Raw genomic sequence first — 13,933 nt, forward strand, 5'->3', positions numbered from 1 at the left:
CCATCGCCATCGGCGGGTATCAGATTGCAGCGCTGGCTGAGCGGAGCAGATCACCGTTTTCTCCAGATGAAAGGATAATTTCAAAAACGCATTCTACCCCAGCCACCGGCTTTGTAAAACAGCGGATTTGCCGGTGTAGAGCGCGCTCGCTACACTGGCCGCGAAATTCGAAAAGCGGATATCCCATGGCTGCCCTGTTCAGTATCGGCTACGCCACCAAACCCATCGAGACCTTCCTCGAACAACTGCGAAACCACCAGATCACGGTCATTGCTGACGTGCGTTCTGTGCCCTACAGCAAGGCTTTTCACGATTACCACCGCGAAAACCTGATTCAGCATTTGCGCGCAGCAGACATCCGCTATGTGTATCTGGGCGAAGAGCTCGGCCCACGCTCTCCCTGCGATGCACACTATGAAAAGGGGCAGGTGCAGTTTGACCGACTGCAGCGTTCGGAGCGGTTTCTGAAAGGCATTGAGCGCTTGCTGAACGGGCTGAACAAGGGCTTTCGAATCGCCTTACTGTGCGCGGAAAAAGACCCGGCGGTGTGTCACCGCAGCCTGCTGATTGGCCACTATCTGCAGCGCGAACACGCCTTGAGCATTGAGCACATCAATCACGCAGGCGCGCTTGAGAGCGAAGTTGAACTGGAGCGACGATTGATGGATGAAACCGGGGTCGTACCGGATATGCTGATGGGTGAAACCGAATCCCTTGAGCAGGCCTGGCGCGAACAGAGTCGACGCTGCGCCTATCGCCGACCCGAACAATAATGGGGGCTGCCGCGAGCTATAAGGTGCACAGTGTATCCAGGCTTTCAACCACCATATCCGGCCCGGCCTCACGAATGTCACTACCGTAGTTGTAACCGTATGGCACGGCAATGACAGGCATATTAGCAGCGCGAGCGGCGCTCACATCATTCACCGAATCGCCAACCATGATCGTGTTCTCGACTGCCACACCCAGGCGCTCGCAGGCAACCCAAAGTGGCTCAGGTGCCGGCTTTTTCGTGGGCAGACTGTCGCCACCCAGCACCACCGGCATTATCTCACCCCACCCAAAATGATGAACGATTTTGACAGCAAAGCGCTCGGGCTTATTTGTCACACAGGCAAGCTTTACACCCGCCACATGCCACGCTTTCAGCGCTGCCTCTACGCCAGGATAAGCCACCGTATGATCTGCACAACAGGCTTCATAGCACTCGAAGAATACCGGCAATAGAGCGTCGAGCTCCGCATCATCGGCAGTGCCTTTTGTATGGCTCAAGGCGCGTTCAAGCAATTTGCGGGCGCCGTTACCGACCCAGCCGCGCACCAACGCCTCACCCGCTTTAGGCAAGCCCGCCTGGCGAAGGGTCTGATCCACAGCGCTGGCCAGATCCGGCACACTGTCAATCAGTGTGCCATCGAGATCAAACAGTAAGGCCTCAGGCTGACGCCCAAGCAGATCACGCAATTGCATCAGATCGAGGCCAGCTGCTGGCGCATGTCATCAATCACAGTTTTATAGTCGTCCGCATTAAAAATGGCCGACCCGGCGACAAAGGTGTCAGCGCCTGCGGCGGCGATCTCGGCAATGTTCTTGGCTGAAATACCGCCGTCCACTTCCAGACGGATATCAAAGCTGCTGTCGTCGATCAAACGACGAACTTCGCGTACCTTGTCGATAGTTGACGGAATAAATTTCTGTCCGCCAAAGCCGGGGTTGACCGACATCAGCAGAATCATGTCCAGCCGATCCATCACATAGCGCAGGCAATCCGGCGTCACCGCGGGGTTCAGCACTAGCCCGGCCTTACAACCGGCGTCGCGAATCATCTGCAGGGAGCGGTCAACATGCACCGACGCATCCGGGTGAAAGGTAATATAGCTGGCGCCCGCGTCGGCAAACATACCGATCAAGGCATCGACCGGCTGTACCATCAGGTGCACGTCGATCGGCGCCGTAACCCCATGATCGCGCAACGCTTTGCACACCATCGGGCCAATAGTGAGATTGGGCACGTAGTGATTGTCCATGACATCGAAATGTACGACATCAGCACCAGCAGCAAGCACGTTGTCCACCTCTTCACCCAGACGGGCAAAGTCAGCAGACAAAATGGAGGGGGCAATCCAGTAATCAGACATGAACACAACTCGCGCAACAATTTTAGAGCGCGTAGTTTACCGGCTTGCGGTTTTAAGGGCTATTGGCTGTGCGCGGGATATTCAGGTAGCAGGCACCGCCGCCTGACTGACCCGGTTGTCCAACTCCTGCAGGCGTTCGGGCGTTCCCACATCAACCCACTCTCCACTAAAGTGCTCCGCAGTGACACTGCGACGCTCTATGGCCTTGACCAGAAAGGGCTTCAGGGGCTGACAGCCGGGAGCAGATCCCGCAAACAGCTCCGGGTTGATTACAGCGATACCGGCGTAGGTAAGTGGTCGGATACCCGTCAACGCAAGGTGCTCGCCATCGAGGAAGAAGTCCCCCCTTTCATTGTGCTCCGGGTTGTCCACCATAACCAGATGAGCGGCCTCGGGACGGCGCGCCAGCAATGTTTCAACCGGGAAATCACACCAGACATCACCATTGACCAGCAAAAATGGCTCGTCGCCCAACAGCGGCAAGGCATTGATCATGCCGCCAGCTGTGTCCAACAACTCCGTTTCGCGAGAATAGGACACACGAAGACCATAGGCCGAACCGTCGCCAATATGGGCTTCGATCTGCTCGCCCAGCCAGTAATGGTTCACCACCACCTCTGAAATGCCGGCGAGAGCAAGACGCTCAAGGTGGTAGTCGATGAGTGGTTTATTATTAACTTTCAGCAGCGGCTTGGGTCGAACCGTAGTAAGTGGGCGCATTCGCTTACCCAGACCGGCTGCCAGTATCATCGCTTTCATAATCGCGGCTCCAGAAGCTCCTGATAAGGCTCCAGTTCGTTATAGCGATACAGCACATCACGAACATAGTCCGAAAATCGCGGGACGAGTGAAAGATACCCTGTTTTGCCGTCCCGATAAGCCAGCCTTGCAAAAATACCGATGATTTTCAAATTGCGCTGCAGCCCCATCCAATCGCACCAGCGCCGCCAAGTGTCGCGGGGCACGTCGGGAGCAACGCGCAGCCGAAACGCCTCCATCCACTCCTCCAACTGCGGTCGCGGCCAGGTGATATAGCGATCGAGCAGGATAGACATCAGGTCGTAGGTAATCGGGCCCAAGACCGCGTCCTGAAAATCAATAACCCCCGGGGCCTTTCCAGCCATCTCCATCAGGTTGCAGGAGTGAAAATCCCGGTGCACGAATACCGCCGGCTGGGCGTTGGCATTGTCGATAAGCTGCCCACACAACTGTTGCCAGAGCATCTGCTCGGCGGCCGTAAATTCCTGTTTGGTATGTACTGCCAGATGCCATTGCGGGAACAGATCCAGCTCTTGCTGCAAACGGCCTTCGTCGTACTGGGGAAGTCTTGCTGTGTCAACGAGTGTCAGCTTTTCCAGCACCGGCAGGATTTCTGCCATCACCTGGCTACCGGGGCGCTGCTCAAACGCAGACTTGTAAAGCGTATCGCCGAGATCTTCCAGGAGAATCCAGCCTCGCTGGAGGTTGTGGGCAAGAATACGGGGAGCGTGGATGCCGACATGTTGCAAACGCCCGGCAATATCGAGAAACGGAGCACTGTCCTCTTTGTCCGGCGGCGCATCCATGACGATAACGGAAGGCTGCTGCTCCGGACGCAGCCGGAAGTAGCGACGAAAACTGGCATCGCCAGCCACGGGAAGCAATTCGCCCAATGCCGATTCAGGCAAACAAAGCTCCGCAGCACACCATTGCCGCAAATTGTTGAGCATGTTTATCTCCTTGCAGGCGCGCATCCTATCAAAGAATCCATTATCATCCACCTGCATTTAACTTTGTCGAATAAGCCTAACGCCTTTGAAAGCTTTGAAATTCCTCAAACTGGCACTGACTGCACCGCTGCTTCTGCCCCTTGCTGCAAACGCCCAGACCGCCTGTGTTGCACCCTCTGGTGCGTTGAACAATTGGCACTGGTACAGCGCCGAGCAGTTGCAAGAAGTGTCCTCCTGCTCGCCAAAAACTGGCTGTGACGGGCGCTATGTGGCCCCCGCCCGCACCTGGCCGGGTGCCGAGCTGGCACCGGACAAAGCACCAGTTCACGGCAGCGCCGATCGCACCCGTATGGAGGGCTCGAAAGTAGAGCTTTACGGCGACGTGATAATCCATAAAGGCCAGCTGAGTTTACAGGCGGGCAACGCCAGCTTTGACCGGGATAGCGAAGAGTTCCTGCTTGATGACAGTGTCGCCATTATCCTGCCCGAGATGATGCTCACAGGCGAGCGCGCCAAGATTAATGGCGCCGATGGCACGGGCTTGATCGAGCGGGCCAGATTTGTCGCCTTCAAATCTGGCGTGCGCGCCAAAGCGAAGCGGATTAAACGCCCAACGCCTCAGGAACTGGAGCTCAGGGACGCTTTTTATACTCAATGCCCTCCGGATTCAGAAGCCTGGATGTTGGAAGCGGACAATATTCATCTGGATTATGCAACCGGCCGGGGCGTGTCTCGAGGGACCGTGTTAAAGGTCAAAGGCGTGCCTGTATTCTACTCCCCGTGGCTCGACTTCCCGGTGGACGATCGCAGGGCGACCGGGTTGCTATGGCCAGGTTTCGCCAGCAGCGACGGCGGTCTCGACGTGTCGATTCCGTATTATTTCAATCTGGCACCCAATTACGACCTCACATTAACACCGCGTTTTCTGGAAGAACGCGGTGACATGCTGGAGGCCGAGGGACGCTACCTGAACCGCTGGAGCGAGTGGCAGCTTTCCACCGCCTACCTGAAAGACGACAAGCAGGCAGAAATTGACCGTTGGCTGATCGGGATCAGCGAATTTGGCTCATTGAACGAACACTGGTCCACCGCAATTGCGTTTAACCGAATCAGCGACGTGGAATATTTCGAAGATCTCAGCGTTGCCTCGCTAAACGTTCGCCGCGCCACCTATCTCGACCAGTCTGCCCAAGTTAATTACCAGAGCGAGCGCTGGCGCTCAAAGGTGATAGTTCAGCAGTATCAGGAATTGGCCGGGCTTGCCGATACCTACCGCAAAATGCCTGAGTGGTCACTGGAGTATCTGCCGGTAGTGCGCAATCTGCGTCCACAACCGATATTTCTGGCCAACGTGACGGCCTTCGACCATGAAGACAATCTGGAAGACGGCGGCCTGTTTATTACCGGTGTGCGCAGTTATCTCGAGGCTGGCGTCCGCCTCCCCTATATTGGTCGTGCCGGACATATTATCGGCACCTTTAAAAGCCGCCACCTAAGCTATCAACTGGACGATGGTGTGGTCGACACGTCACCTGAAGTAACCGCCGCCATGGCCAGCCTCGACGCTGCACTGGTATTTGAGCGCGACGCAGGAAGCTTCCGCCAGACACTGGAACCCAGACTCTTCTATCTTTACAACGGCTACGAAGCTGGCCAGGAAGCTCAACCGCTGTTTGATACCAGCCTGCGCACCTTCGACTACCACCAACTGTTCCGCGACTCACGCTTTACCGGTTATGACCGGCTAGACGATGTGCGACAGCTGGCCGTGGGCCTGTCATCGTCTTTTTATGACAAGAATACAGGCCGGGAGCGGCTGACACTGGGCATTGGTCAGGCATTCTATTTCGAAGATCGTCAGGTCACCCTGCCCGAGACCGTTGTGGCCGGCACAGCCACCACCGACCCGACCCTGCTCAAAAGCAGCATTATCATTCCCGGCACCACCAGCTACCGTCATCCGGGCAATGCCACCGCCACCGCTGGCGGCTCGGCCGCGCGCCGCAAGGAAAACAGTTCTGACGTCGCCACCCACGCACAGTGGCAGGCGAACGACCGCCACTGGTTCTCAGCCGATGCCGTATTTGATCGAGACGATGCGCGGGTCAATCAGGCCCACCTGGGCTGGCACTATCGCGGCAACGCTCAGACCCTGTACAATTTCGGTTACACCCAGCGCCGCATGACCATCGTAAATGCTGATGACCAGCCTGAACTCAAACAACTGGACGCCTCAGCAAGTCTGCCGCTGGGGCGACAATGGCACCTGTTTGCCCGCTGGCAATATGATCTGCAGATGGATCGAACACTGGAAGGCCTGTTTGGTATTGCCTACGAAAGTTGCTGCTGGACAGTGAGAACACTTTATCAGCGTGCCTTGGAACCAGATCACACAGCCCTGTCTAATGACCTGGAAAATGATAGAGCCATTTTGCTGGAGTTTCAGCTGAAAGGCCTCGGCGGACTGGGCGACAAGCTCACCGGCGTATTGGAAGAGAGTATTTTTGGTTACCGCGATGAATAAAATGACCCTGAAACGCCTGTTCGGCCTGCTTACGGTGTGCCTACTGCCACTGACCGCCACTGCCGACGTAGAAATTCTCGACGAGATTGTCGCCATTGTGGACGACAACATCATTTTGCGCAGTGAGCTGGAGGACCGCCTGGCCCAGGTGCGCGCCAACATCGCCCAGTCCGGACAGGATATTCCGGAAGAGCGGGTGCGTCGCGAAGTGATGGACATGATGATCCTGGAAAACATCCAGATGCAAATGGCCGACCGTGTTGGACTGCGTATCAACGATGAGCAGCTCAGCGCCGCCATGGCGCGCATTGCGGCTCAGAACAACATGAATCTGGAGCAGTTTCGCGAAGCGCTGAACGCCTCCGGCACCTCCTACGCCGCCGCCCGGGAGCAGATTCGCCGGGAAATGGTGCTGCAGCAGGTGCAGCGTGGCAACGTAAATCAGCGTATCCAGATCACCGACCAAGAGATCGCAAACTACTTGGAATCTGAAGAGGGCCGCAAACGCACCGCCCCCGAATACCACTTCGCCCACATTCTGGTTGCGCTGCCGAGTGATGCCACCAGCGCCCAGAAGAACAAGGCGCGCAAGCAGGCGGATCAACTCTATCAGGCCATCAAGAGCGGCAAGAACGTCGACGCACTGCTGAAAGCCGACAATGTGCGCGCCAGTGATCTGGGATGGCGCAAACAGCCTGACCTGCCCAGTCTATTTGCCGCTCAGGCCAGCCTCGTACAGGACGGTGAAGTGCTGGAGCCGCTGGAAAGTGCCAGTGGTTTCCATATTGTACGGCTGTTGGAAAGTCGCGGTCACAACGAGGTGATTGCACAAACCCGAGCCCGCCATATCCTGCTGAAATCTTCTGCTATTCGCAGTGAGAAAGACACAGAAAAACTTGCCGCCAGCCTGCGCCAGCGCGCCCAGAAAGGCGAATCATTCCACGAACTGGCCAAATCCTTTTCTGAAGATATAGGCTCCGCTCAGGAAGGCGGTGATCTGGGCTGGACCAGCCCCGGCCAGCTGGTTCCCGAGTTCCAGGAAGCCATGGAATCTACCGAAATTGGCAATATCAGCAAGCCGTTCAAGTCCCGTTACGGCTGGCATATCGTTAAGGTTGAGGATCGTCGCATGCAGGACGTGACCATGGATCTGCGTCGCAATATGGCCCGCAACATTCTTCACGAGCGCAAGTTTGAAGAAGAGCTGGACATCTGGTTGCGCAAAATTCGCGACGAAGCCTACGTGGATATCAAGTAATCGCGATGATCCCGCGCATCCTCCTGACACCCGGAGAGCCTGCGGGTATCGGGCCCGACATCGTGCTGGCGATGGCCGCTGACGCCTGGCCCGTTGAACTGGTTGCGGTAGCCGACCCCGAGTTACTGCAGCAGCGCGCAGCGCAGCTAAAGCTCACGTTAACGCTGGAACAGGCGGATTTATCCCGACCTCCGGCGCCGTCACCGGAAGGCCACCTCAAGGTTCTACCCGTTGCGCTAAACACCCCCGTCACGCCAGGCCAGCTCGACACCCGCAATGCCGCCTATGTGCTGGAAACCCTGCGAGTTGCCACCGATGCCTGTCGCGATGGTACTGCTCAGGCGCTGGTTACGGCGCCGGTGCAGAAATCTGTGATCAATGACGCTGGGATAGCCTTCAGCGGACATACAGAGTTTCTGGCTGAGCGCTGCGGCGTTGAAAAAGTGGTGATGATGCTGGCAACCGGAGACTTCCGGGTGGCGCTGGCGACCACGCACCTTCCCTTGCGTGCCGTGGCCGATGCGATCACCCCGCAAAGCCTGCAGCAGGTGCTGCAGATTACACACCAAAGCCTTGAGCGCCAATTTGGCCTGCCCGCACCGCGGATTCTGGTGCTTGGCCTAAACCCCCACGCCGGGGAAGGCGGCCACCTTGGCCGTGAGGAAATCGACGTGATCATTCCCGTCATTGCCGCACTGCGGCAACAGGGCTTGAATTTAAGCGATCCACTGCCGGCAGATACAGCGTTCACCCCCAAACATCTGGAGCAGGCTGATGCGGTACTGGCGATGTATCACGATCAGGGCTTGCCCGTACTTAAATACCAGGGTTTCGGCAAGGCCGTGAATATCACGCTTGGCCTGCCTATCATTCGTACCAGCGTCGATCACGGCACAGCGCTGGATATGGCTGCCAGCGGTCGCGCCGATTGCGGCAGCCTCAGGGAAGCCATCAGGCAAGCCGTCCACATGGCACAGCAAACACTCCTATGACAGAACATCGCGCCCGCAAACGCTTCGGGCAAAACTTCCTTTGTGATACCGGCATCATCGACCGCATTATTCGGGCTATAGGCCCCCAACCAGGGCAAGCACTGGTGGAAATCGGGCCAGGCCAGGGCGCCCTGACCCGCCATCTCGCCGACAGCGGCGTGGATTTAACGCTGGTAGAGCTGGATCGCGATCTGATTCCCATTCTTCAAGGGCAGTTCGCCGGTAACCCGAAGGTCACGCTGATTCAGGCCGACGCGCTAAAAACGGACTTCAGCGCTTTCTATCCAGACTCCAGACTGCGGGTCGTGGGTAACCTGCCGTACAATATTTCCACCCCGTTGATCTTCCACCTGCTGGCACAGCATGAACGTGTGCGAGATATGCATTTCATGCTGCAAAAGGAAGTGGTAGACCGACTCGCCGCAGCCCCCAACAGCAAGGCCTATGGGCGGCTCAGCGTTATGACTCAGTACTACTGTCAGGTGGAGTCGCTGTTTGAGGTGCCACCAGAGGCTTTTAGCCCCCGTCCCAAAGTAACCTCTGCCGTGGTAAAATTGACTCCGTTCGAACAGTTGCCCCACCCGGCCAGAGATGCAGGCCTGTTGCAGCGTTTGGTAAGGGATGCTTTCAACCAGCGCCGCAAGACCCTGCGCAATGCATTGAAGCAGCTCGCCACCCCTGAGCAGATTGAAGCGGCGGGCGTTGACCCCGGTGCGCGGCCAGAAACGCTGACCTTGCGCGACTATGTGCAACTGGCGAATACACTGCCTCCGGCAGAACCAGCCCCCGCAAAATGAGGATATATGGAACAGAAACCCAACGAGCAGGTTGATATTCAGGTAGCCACGCAGTATCTGGCCGACGAATCCACCCCGGAAGACAACCGCTATGCGTTTGCCTATACCATTACCATTACCAACAGCGGTAATGAAGCGGTTCGCCTGCTCAACCGGCACTGGATCATCACCAACGGCCGCAACCGCATATCCGAAGTGCGCGGGGAAGGCGTTGTCGGCAAACAGCCCCTGATCGAGCCGGGCAAGAGTTTCAGCTATACCTCTGGCGCGGTCATCGAGACAGCAGTCGGTACCATGGAAGGCAGCTACGAAATGATCAGCGAATCTGGCCGCCCCTTTATTGCACCCGTCACAGCCTTTTCGCTGGTAGAACCCTCCTCCCTTCACTGACCATGACCCGTTACGCTGTCGGAGACCTGCAGGGTTGCCTGAGCCCGCTTCAATGCCTGCTGGACGACGTCGGCTTCGAGCCAGCTAAGGATGAATTGTGGCTGGTTGGCGACCTGGTGAATCGCGGACCGGATTCACTGGCGGTACTGGACTATCTATACCCGATGCGCGATTCGCTGCGCATTGTGCTGGGCAATCACGACCTGCACACACTTGCATTGGCGCGCGGCGCCACAAAGCAGGGGCTGCACGCCAGCCTGGCAGACTTGCTCGCATCCGAGCGCCTGACTCGCTATATCGATTGGTTTCGCACGCTGCCACTGTGCGTGCGCAGCGATTGCGGTCACTACGTGATGAGTCACGCAGGTATTCCGCCTCTGTGGTCTACCGACGAAGCGCTGGGCTACAGCGACGAAGTGAGCAGTGCACTTCGAGACGACACCCTGGTTGATACCTTTCTGAGCAATATGTACGGCGATGAACCATCGCGCTGGTCAGATGATCTAACCGGCCTGCCCCGCCTTCGAACAATCACCAATTACTTTACGCGAATGCGTATTTGCTCGGAGGACGGCACGCTGGCGCTGAGCTTCAAGGGCCGGGTTGAAGAAATACCCTCGGGCTTTGCGCCCTGGTTTACCTGGCCGGCAGAGCGCATGGAAACGCAGATATTCGGGCACTGGGCCGCGCTGGAGGGAAAAACCGGCAACCCCCAGTACCTTGCACTGGACACAGGTTGCGTTTGGGGCCGGGAAATGACCTTATTCAATATGGACAGCGGTGCATTCCACCGCTGTTTGTGCGCAGCTACAAACGCCAGTTGAATTGCAGCGAAAACTCCAACTTGTCCATTTCATCCCAGTTAGTGTGGTCAGTGCGCAATTGGATTGCATACCAATGCTTACGCAATGCTACACCGATGGCTTTTGCTTCAAGATCGTAATCCAGGTGCAGATTGCCCAGCGCCAGATCACGCTCTAGACCAAGTCGCGGGAACAGGTAGCGATCAATCGCAAATAGCTCGCCCCGCAGTCGCCACTGCGACCAGTACTGATAACCTGCGGAGAGCGTCACACGGCGGGGAAATCGCTGTATTTCATTCCGATAACGCTCCTCACCGGAAAGGGCCGGTACCGACCTCAGGCGTCCGTTCTCGTCGTAGCTAATACGATTGGTGGTGGCTACCGCCCGGGTATACGTGACATCGTCAAAGCGAATCAAGCTCAACAGGTCACGACTACTGAAACCAAATTGCAACTTGTCGTTCACCTGCCATTGAAGCTCAAGATCAAGGGTTGCCCCCTTGCCATCTACCTGCTCTCGCGGTCGATTGAGAAAGGTGTCTTCGGTGTAACTGTAATCCAAGTACAAGTCGGCTGAGAAATCGTCGTCCCGCGTGATAACACTGCCACTCAACTCGCCGTAGGTCGTCTCCCAGGCCTCCACGTAACTGACCTTAACCTGCCCCGTCCAATCATTGTGGACAGAAAATCGATAGGCCGTAGCAAGCCCCCGTGAGCGTAGATGGTTGGCAGACAGATCAATATCATAGTGCGCCTCACCGCGAGCTGTAGCGTTGTTTTTTTTAAGGTAAGCCAGCGCGACAGTGTCGTCATTAAACTCGACAAAATAATCGTAGCGGACAAAAACAGCGGCAGCCCAATCACCGCGCGAAACGCCCACCTCCAGTTGGTTGTGGGTGTAAGCGAAATCGCCCGAGCGAACCGGTGCGCCTTCCAGGTCGTGCAACATCTGTTCAATCGGCGCGGCATCGCTGTAGGTATCAGAGCTTAAAACAGAATAGACCGCCATTCCGTCTAGATAGTCAGACCAGGCGAGGGAACTGGCCGTAATGAGCAGCATCAAGACCAAACCGCTCGAATAGTATTTTTTCAACAAGGTTATCTCTCAAACAAATTAAAAGGGGGAGGCGCCTGCCTCCCCCTGTTTAACGACTACCGCGTATCTTACATCGCAGATTCAAAAGTGCCGTCGGTGTAGCGCACGATCGCGGCACCAGACTCTTCGTTGATAGTAGCGTACTCCACCCCGTTTTGCGTGATGTTGCCGGAGACCTGCGTGGAACCTTCGCTTTCGGTCTCAGTCAACGTCATAACCACATTGTTGTGGTTACTAACGGTCGCGCTATTACCACCACTATAATCGAGAGCCAGCAGACTGCCGCCGTATTCCAAATCTATATCCAGTTTTCCAGCTTGCAAGCTTGTACGTGTCGCGTTCACTTGTACCGAAACATCGTCCGCAGACTCCGCCAGATCAACACTGAACAACAACGTCAGCGCAGCATCGGCGAAACTTTCCTCGGTTTCATTTCGGACACAATCCTCATCGTCTTTAACGACCATCCAGCGCTGTTGCTCATACGACCAAGTGCACGTTTCACTGAAGTTACCGCCCTGTACCCCGAAAGACGCAGTAAGCGACTCTCCATTCGAATCCTCGAAGTTGCCAGAGAACAGGAAGCTCACATCATTGAAAGACAGTGAATCAGAATCCTCACTTGAATAGGTGCTGTTCTGAAAGTCGGCTTCTTCAGATCGAGTCTCGTCGAACGCAAATTGGTCGAGATCAATCTCCATGCGACCTTCAAAACTCACGGTAGGCGCACCCGGTTCACTGGGCTCCAATTGAGTCAGCTTGATGACCAAATCAGCATTTAAATCAACCTGCCCCTGATCACGATTGTTTTCGCTAAAGCCTTCGTCAGTACCGGACTCAACACGACCACCCTCTCGGCGATAGTCAAAATCGGCGGTACCGATAAATTTCGACTCGTCGGTTACCGCTATCGCTACCTTATCTGTAGATGCACTGCCTGAGACGACAAGATCAAGGTTGCCGTCAAAGGTTTCTTCGTATGGGTCTTGCGACTCGCTCTCGGTTTCGGAAATCGACGTTCCATCTACGGCGGTAAACGCAACGACCACGTCAACCGGGTTATCGGTACCGTCGTCGGTCTCATCAATACTTAGTGTGGTTTCAGCAATGGTGTAGGTTACTTTACCTTCACTCTCAGTCATCGAGACCGTCAAGCCGTCGGCAACAAAACTGTTTGGCTCCTGCCCATCCTCTGCGTTGTTTCGCGCTTCCCATGCTTCGGCAATCGCGCCGAGTGCGCGCCCCAAACCTACAGCTGCCGCAGGTGTATCACCTTTAATCGACTCAGCTGCGAGTTTTACTTGGTTGGCAAAAGCTTGCTGGTTTACCGACAATCCCGCTACCGCAGCCAGATCACGAATCTGCTTGACCATACCTTTTGTTGCCTGCAAACCTTCAGAGCCAACGTCTGACGGAGCCTCACCCTGCTTGACCTCTGTCGAGCCATTGGTCCGCTTGTCACTTTCCTTGGTTTTCAGTTCGTTTTCAGACTGACTGAGTGCTTCCTTATCAGATTCGACACCTTCAACCTTTTTGACTTCTTCAATCAATTCAATGGCGGATGCCAGAATTTCCTGCAGAGTGAGCTTCTCGCTTTCTGTATCTTCCTTATCTGCCAGCCCATCATCGGTGACATACTGCTCGACAAACGCTGTCAGCGCCGCCTCAACCGACTGGCCTGAACTGCCCTTACGCATGGCTTGCACAATACCCGCAGCTTTCAGGTTGTAGTCCAAATCGTCGGCGCCAGCGGCATTGACCGATTCAGCGTCGGTGATATCAACTACAGGCAAAGAGGTAATATCGCCCTTGATACCCAGCAGGTTTTTGACTTGCGCATTGGCAACAGCAGCAGCATCCGACGCGGACGCACCGGCTTGAATGCGCTTCAACGCCAGACTGGCACCCATTTGGGTAATCGGAGTGATATTGAGCGAGACAGAAGTGCCAGACGCTTTAGGCAGCACCGCCGACAAGCTAAAATTGCTGGCCAGTACGTAGTCCTGCCCAAACACGACGGTATTACCTTCTTTATCGGTACCACAAGTCGCCAGGTCACAGCGCATCAGCGTGCCGTCTTTCGCCGTGATTTCAACCAGTATTGGAGAGCCTTCAACGTAACTGCCGTTGAGAGTGAGGGTGTACTTCCCCTTGGCATCAGTTTCGGTTTCGCTGGCAACCTTGTCACCTTTCGTCCCGTCGGCATTGATCGCGTAGGCGTTGACGAGA

13 protein-coding genes are annotated in these 13,933 nt (G+C 56.0%); 7 read left to right on the forward strand and 6 right to left on the reverse strand.

The genetic code is table 11. The features are described 5' to 3' along the window. The first annotated feature begins 185 nt into the window (after positions 1-185). Complete coding sequence (locus ABYP39_RS06445; RefSeq protein WP_372748834.1) at positions 186-773, forward strand: DUF488 family protein; 588 nt, start codon at positions 186-188, stop codon at positions 771-773. 16 nt (positions 774-789) lie between these two features. Here the strand turns inward: ABYP39_RS06445 and ABYP39_RS06450 are convergent, their stop codons facing one another. The 4 genes from ABYP39_RS06450 to ABYP39_RS06465 form a co-directional block, all read right to left on the reverse strand. Then, positions 790-1,467: a phosphoglycolate phosphatase gene (locus ABYP39_RS06450; protein WP_372781666.1), complete on the reverse strand. Its 678-nt coding sequence runs from the start codon at positions 1,465-1,467 to the stop codon at positions 790-792. Next, the gene (gene rpe / locus ABYP39_RS06455) at positions 1,467-2,135 is read right to left on the reverse strand and encodes a ribulose-phosphate 3-epimerase (RefSeq protein ID WP_372781668.1); all 669 of its coding nucleotides are present in this window, start codon (positions 2,133-2,135) and stop codon (positions 1,467-1,469) included. Before rpe ends, ABYP39_RS06450 begins: the two co-directional genes overlap by 1 nt. Before the next feature lie 81 nt (positions 2,136-2,216). After that, positions 2,217-2,894, reverse strand: coding sequence for an N-acetylmuramate alpha-1-phosphate uridylyltransferase MurU (gene murU / locus ABYP39_RS06460; RefSeq protein ID WP_372781670.1), 678 nt, complete (start codon positions 2,892-2,894; stop codon positions 2,217-2,219). Then, positions 2,891-3,844 carry an aminoglycoside phosphotransferase family protein gene (locus ABYP39_RS06465; RefSeq protein WP_372759041.1) on the reverse strand — a complete coding sequence of 318 codons (954 nt, stop codon included), beginning with the start codon at positions 3,842-3,844 and terminating at the stop codon, positions 2,891-2,893. The genes murU and ABYP39_RS06465 overlap by 4 nt, the downstream gene beginning before the upstream one ends. An 85-nt stretch (positions 3,845-3,929) precedes the next feature. Here ABYP39_RS06465 and ABYP39_RS06470 point away from each other — a divergent pair, with 85 nt between their 5' ends. The 6 genes from ABYP39_RS06470 to ABYP39_RS06495 are packed head-to-tail and all read left to right on the forward strand — an operon-like array spanning position 3,930 to position 10,629. Continuing rightward, positions 3,930-6,368, forward strand: coding sequence for an LPS-assembly protein LptD (locus tag ABYP39_RS06470; RefSeq protein WP_372748839.1), 2,439 nt, complete (start codon positions 3,930-3,932; stop codon positions 6,366-6,368). Continuing rightward, positions 6,361-7,626 (forward strand): peptidylprolyl isomerase, encoded by a 1,266-nt coding sequence (locus ABYP39_RS06475; RefSeq protein ID WP_372763830.1) that lies wholly within the window; start codon positions 6,361-6,363, stop codon positions 7,624-7,626. The genes ABYP39_RS06470 and ABYP39_RS06475 overlap by 8 nt, the downstream gene beginning before the upstream one ends. 5 nt (positions 7,627-7,631) lie before the next feature. Next, on the forward strand, positions 7,632-8,618 hold the full coding sequence (pdxA, locus tag ABYP39_RS06480; protein ID WP_372781672.1) for a 4-hydroxythreonine-4-phosphate dehydrogenase PdxA: 987 nt from the start codon (positions 7,632-7,634) through the stop codon (positions 8,616-8,618). Further along, positions 8,615-9,415 (forward strand): 16S rRNA (adenine(1518)-N(6)/adenine(1519)-N(6))-dimethyltransferase RsmA, encoded by an 801-nt coding sequence (rsmA, locus tag ABYP39_RS06485; RefSeq protein ID WP_372749106.1) that lies wholly within the window; start codon positions 8,615-8,617, stop codon positions 9,413-9,415. Before pdxA ends, rsmA begins: the two co-directional genes overlap by 4 nt. A 6-nt stretch (positions 9,416-9,421) precedes the next feature. Next, complete coding sequence (gene apaG, locus ABYP39_RS06490; RefSeq protein ID WP_372749105.1) at positions 9,422-9,805, forward strand: Co2+/Mg2+ efflux protein ApaG; 384 nt, start codon at positions 9,422-9,424, stop codon at positions 9,803-9,805. Between the two features lie 2 nt (positions 9,806-9,807). Next, positions 9,808-10,629, forward strand: coding sequence for a symmetrical bis(5'-nucleosyl)-tetraphosphatase (locus ABYP39_RS06495; protein ID WP_372781674.1), 822 nt, complete (start codon positions 9,808-9,810; stop codon positions 10,627-10,629). Here the strand turns inward: ABYP39_RS06495 and ABYP39_RS06500 are convergent. Together ABYP39_RS06500 and ABYP39_RS06505 are read right to left on the reverse strand one after the other, a co-directional pair. Further along, complete coding sequence (locus ABYP39_RS06500) at positions 10,613-11,701, reverse strand: hypothetical protein (protein ID WP_372781676.1); 1,089 nt, start codon at positions 11,699-11,701, stop codon at positions 10,613-10,615. The two genes, ABYP39_RS06495 and ABYP39_RS06500, sit on opposite strands and share 17 nt — an antisense overlap. 71 nt (positions 11,702-11,772) lie before the next feature. After that, positions 11,773-13,933: hypothetical protein (locus ABYP39_RS06505; protein WP_372781678.1), on the reverse strand; the 2,161-nt coding region annotated here is incomplete at its 5' end.

The sequence above is a fragment of the Litorivivens sp. genome, assembly GCF_041625495.1.
Lineage (GTDB): Bacteria > Pseudomonadota > Gammaproteobacteria > Pseudomonadales > Spongiibacteraceae > Litorivivens.